Raw genomic sequence first — 4,838 nt, 5'->3', positions numbered from 1 at the left:
GCCGCGGACGCGGTCGCTGATGCCGCCGACCTCCAGGCTCCAGGCCGTCGGCAGGAAGCCGCCGCTATAGCCGACGATCACGATCGGCATGTTGGCGAAGGCGCGCGCGCTGTTGGGATCGCCGGTGAGGCGGGCGAGGTGGGTCGCCGACTCCTCCATGAAGCGCTTGAATCCGCCCTGCTGCCAGAACTTGCCGGCGCTGGAATCGGCGGCATCGACCGCCATTTGCGGTGCGAGCAGGATGGCATTGGCGCCGGAATCGGTAATCTGTTTCGGCACCATCTGCCGGTCGCGCACGTCGCGCTCGAGCGTCGCGCCATTACCGTGGAAGAACACCACGATCACGCCCGGCTTGCGCAGGTCGAAATGCTCGGGCACGTGCACCAGCACGCGGCTGTCGCTGTAGGTCTCGTCCTGCCAGTAGACGCGCCCGGAATAGCTGCGGTGACCGCGGCGGTCGCCCTTGGAGATGTTGAGGAAGGGCGCGTCGGAGGCGGGGTTGTTGCCGAAATAGGGGAAGGCCGACGACTTCATGCTGACGAGCGTCGTCAGGTCCTCGCGGGGCGGGCGCTTGTAGGGGAGTTGCGGCTCGAGCGACGCCACTTTGTACGGCACCTGATCCGGCTGAGGCTGCACGGCGCGCTTGGGCGAGAAATCCGACATCTGCCGTTGCAGCAAGCTTTCACTCGCCGAGGGGAAGCGTTCCCTGAATTGAGGGGCGGGGAAGCGGTCATCGAACGTGTCGCCGCTCGCCGCGCGCGAGGTTTGCACATTGGTTTTGGCAACGATCTGGACGTTCGCCTGCGAGTTCGCCGCCAGCGCCGCCGGATCTGGCGCCTTGCCGCATTGAACCAGCGCCAGCGACAACGGCACCAAGGCTGAGATCAGGCCAAGCCGGAGCGCACGACCGTGCCGACCGGACATCGCCGGATCGGCACGAAAGTCAGCTCTCAGTATCGGAACGGCCCCGAACATCCACCCATGACCCCAAGCCGCGACATCAAGTCCGTCGGCACGATTTGAGACAATTGAGCCGACCGGCGTTTAGGCGACGTTAAGTGTCCGGACAAACTTCCCCACATCCGGAACGCTCAAGAGGACCATGCAATCGTGTCCTGATTGTGGGAGGGAAAACCGGGAGTTCGCGGCAAATCCAGCGCAATCGTCGGAAAAGCGTGGTTGGGCGGTGTCTTGGTACCCCGCGGCGGCTGCCTCATTTAACCCTTGTTAACCCTGCTTGAATTGACTGGGCCAAACTGCACGATGGGCTCGCAAGGCGAAACGCCTGAGGTTCGAGGACCCTGATGACGGCATCAGATGCGGCGACCGTGCCCTGGACGCGACGGCTGACCGGGAGCGGGGCCGGGGTCTCCGTCCCTGTCGCAACCGCCATCGTCGTCGCCGACATGATCGGGGTCGGCGTCTTCACCAGCCTCGGTTTCCAGGTCAAGGACATCCCGTCCGGCTTTTCGATCCTGCTGCTCTGGATGATCGGCGGCGTCGTCGCGCTGTGCGGGGTCTTCGCCTACAGCGAGCTGGGCGCGATGTTTCCGCGCTCGAGCGGCGAGTACAATTTCCTCGGCCGCGCCTATCACCCGGCCTTCGGCTTTCTTGCCGGCTGGGTGTCCGCAACGGTCGGCTTCGCCGCGCCGGTCGCGCTCGCCGCGATGGCGTTCGGTGAATATGCCAAATCGGTCCTCCCGGATCTGCCGCCGATCCCGCTCGCCATCGGCGTGGTGTGGCTGGTCTCGCTCGTGCAACTGACCGGCGTCAGGCACTCCTCGGCCTTCCAGCTGATCTCGACCATCCTGAAAGTCGTGCTCATCGTCGCCTTCCTGGTCGCCGGCTTCGTCATCGGCGTACCGCAGCCGATCGCCTTCACGCCGCAGCCGGGCGATCTCGTCCACATCGTCAGCGCGCCCTTCGCGATCGGGCTCGTCTTCGTGATGTATTCGTTCTCGGGCTGGAACGCGGCGACCTATATCATCGGCGAGATGAAGACGCCGCAGCAGAGCCTGCCGCGCGCGCTGCTCGCGGGCACGTTGATCGTGCTCGTGCTGTATGTCGCGTTGAATGCGGTGTTTCTCTATTCTACGCCGGTGAGCGCGCTCGCCGGCCAGCTCGACGTCGCCAGCGTCGCCGGCACCGCCATCTTTGGCAGTCTCGGCGGCCGGATCGTCGGCGCCATGATCTGCTTCGGCCTGATCTCCTCGATCAGCGCGATGATGTGGATCGGCCCACGCGTGATGATGACGATGGGGGAGGACATTCCGGCCTTGCGCGTCTTCTCGAAGCGATCGGTGAGCGGTGCGCCGGCCTATGCCATCCTGTTTCAGCTCGCCGTCGCGAACCTGCTGCTGTTCACGCGCAGCTTCGAGGCGGTGCTCGACTTCATCCAGTTCGCGCTGCTGTTCTGCTCGTTCTTCACGGTGGCCGGCGTCATCAAGCTCCGTATCACCAATCCTGATCTGCCGCGGCCCTATCGCGCCTGGGGATACCCGGTCACGCCGCTCGTTTTCCTGCTCGTGACGGCATTCATGATGTACTACCTTTTGACCGAGCGGCCGGTTCAGTCGCTGTCGGGGATGCTCGTCATGCTCTCCGGCCTGTTGATTTATGCTGTTTTCCGCAGGCGGCCCGTCGCTGCTGCCGCCTTACCACGTCGCGAATAGACATGCTCCGATCTCTGAGAATTGCGGCCGTCGTTTTCGCCTTCCTGGCCGCCGCCGTCTCAGCGGGGGGCGCCGCCGAGGTCACTTTCGACGACACGGCACGCTTCCTGGCGGGCATGCAGCCTTCGGCCGACTCGCCCCTGGTGCCACTCACCCGGGACCCGGCCTGGCAGCGTCACGCAAAATTCTTCGACAATGCCTTCGCCCAGCTCGAGCAGCGGCAGCTTGCGAAGATCCGCAGCTGGGCCGAAGTCAATCTGGCCGCGCCCCGGCCGACCATGTTCTACATGTTCAGCGGCCCCGACTTCCTTTACGCCAACACCTTCTATTCCAGGGCCGGCACATATGTGCTCGGCGCGCTCGAGCCGGTGGGCGCGGTGCCCGACCTCACACGCCTGCCGCGCGGTGCGGTCGGCGCCGCGCTCTACAACGTCGAGCGCTCCCTCGGCTCGATCCTGAGCTTCTCCTTCTTCATCACCAAGCAGATGAAAGTCGACCTGAGCGCCAATCAGGTCAACGGCACCTTGCCGATCCTCTATGTCTTCCTCGCCCGATCCGGCAAAACCATCCGCAACGTCGAGATGGTCGCGCTCGACGACAAGGGGGGGATGCATGCCCGCGATGACAATCCGGGGCGGAACGCGACGCGCGGCGTCCGCATCACCTTCGCGGGCAGCGACGGCGAAGCGCGCACGCTGTATTATTTCTCGACCGACCTCTCCAATTCAGGGGCGCGCAGCACGGGTTTCCTGAAATTCTGCGAGACGCTCGGCCCCGGCAACAGCCTGCTCAAGAGCGCATCCTATCTGCTGCACTCCGGCAACTTCACCGTGGTGCGGGACTGGCTGCTCGCCAACAGCGCCACCATCATCCAGGACGATTCGGGCATTCCGCTCGCGAACTACGATGCGCGGCAATGGCGGTTCTTCCCGTTCGGGCGCTATCTCGGTCCCATCGACGAATTCCCCGGCCGGTACCAGGAGCGCTACGCCGCGCTGTTTACGCGTGCCCAGCCGATCGATTTCGGCGTCGGCTATCGCTGGCGGACGCACGAATCGAACCTGCTATTGTCGGTGAAGGTGCCCGGCAGCGAGACCGCGCCGGGAGCCGAGACCACTTCGGTTGCTGAACCGCCGCCAAGGCCGCCTCGTCCGAAGCGGCTCCGTCCGCCGGAGACGATCCCTCCGTCACAGGGACGATTCTACTGGTTCCGATGATTACCAATGCACGCTTTGGCTCGGCACGATGTAAGTCGTCGTGCTGGGCTGTGTTGCCAGGCTTCTCGCCAGGTACCAGCCCGAGCCGAGGACGAGTGCGAGCAGGGCCATGATGACAAACAGGTCGATGGTTCTGGGATCGTGTCCCCTGCGACCGAAATGCGGACCAGGCTTGACGTGAAAATGCGGGCTGATTTTCCAGCGCATCGTTGTTTCCTCCCGTGGGGAGCATCACGACAACGCGCGCGGAAAGTCTTGGTTTCCAGTCAGGGCGGCGCCCCACGAAGCACCGCAGCAAGCGTCAGCGCGCATTGACCCCGCGCCAGCGGCCATAGCGCCAGGGCAGATACCATCGGGCCCCCTGCGGCGGGATGAGTGGCACGTTGTCGATGCCGGACGTGCCGAAGGGATGGCAGCGGAGCAGGCGCGCGAGCGTCATCCAGCCGCCGGCCCAGAGCCCGAAACGCTCGATCGCCTCATCGCCGTAGACGGAGCAGGTTGGAAGATGCCGGCAGTTGTAGCCCACCAAGGGCGACAGCGTATGGCGGTACAGCCAGATCAGCGCACGGCCAAACCTGCGCGGCAGGAGGAGCGCATCCTCGAGGGGCTTAGAACAATGCTCGCAGGTTGAATGCTTCATGGGCGCTTTGCCGCGACCTTGACCAAGGTATTGCACGGTTCCGGCGCAGGGAACCGTAAGCTGTTGTTTGTACGCCATATTTTGCATATTTTTTGGGAGCATTGCAGCAAGTATCTATGGACGATCTGTATTCCCCCGGATACCTTTTTTGTGACGTTCATGTGTAGACTCATTGAACGCAACACGGGGCTTGCCTGAATCGCTCTTGGGGCTTGGGGAAGGGACCAGTTTGAAACTCCTGACGTCGCTCAAATTTCGCGGGTGGTTGCTGGTGGGGACCGCCGTTTGTGGAGTCGCGCTGGCTGGCGC

5 protein-coding genes are annotated in these 4,838 nt (G+C 63.9%); 2 read left to right on the top strand and 3 right to left on the bottom strand.

The window, feature by feature from the left end; translation table 11 throughout:
- Positions 1-924: alpha/beta hydrolase (locus tag JHD07_RS14770; protein WP_291623362.1), on the bottom strand; the 924-nt coding region annotated here is incomplete at its 3' end.
- Positions 925-1,304: 380 nt separating this feature from the next.
- Between JHD07_RS14770 and JHD07_RS14765 the strand changes: the two genes are divergently transcribed.
- Both JHD07_RS14765 and JHD07_RS14760 read left to right on the top strand, forming a co-directional pair.
- Positions 1,305-2,672: an APC family permease gene (locus tag JHD07_RS14765; RefSeq protein ID WP_291623360.1), complete on the top strand. Its 1,368-nt coding sequence runs from the start codon at positions 1,305-1,307 to the stop codon at positions 2,670-2,672.
- Between the two features lie 2 nt (positions 2,673-2,674).
- Complete coding sequence (locus tag JHD07_RS14760) at positions 2,675-3,889, top strand: hypothetical protein (RefSeq protein WP_291623358.1); 1,215 nt, start codon at positions 2,675-2,677, stop codon at positions 3,887-3,889.
- Here the strand turns inward: JHD07_RS14760 and JHD07_RS14755 are convergent, their stop codons facing one another.
- The gene (locus tag JHD07_RS14755; RefSeq protein ID WP_291623356.1) at positions 3,890-4,096 is read right to left on the bottom strand and encodes a hypothetical protein; all 207 of its coding nucleotides are present in this window, start codon (positions 4,094-4,096) and stop codon (positions 3,890-3,892) included.
- A 94-nt stretch (positions 4,097-4,190) separates the two neighbouring features.
- Positions 4,191-4,529, bottom strand: a complete 339-nt coding sequence (yidD, locus tag JHD07_RS14750) for a membrane protein insertion efficiency factor YidD (protein ID WP_291623354.1) — start codon at positions 4,527-4,529, stop codon at positions 4,191-4,193.
- Between the last annotated feature and the right edge of the window lie 309 nt (positions 4,530-4,838).

This window comes from Bradyrhizobium sp. (assembly GCF_016462955.1).
Lineage (GTDB): Bacteria > Pseudomonadota > Alphaproteobacteria > Rhizobiales > Xanthobacteraceae > Bradyrhizobium.
Note: the sequence above shows the minus strand (reverse complement) of the source record. Positions and strands in the feature narration are given on the sequence as shown.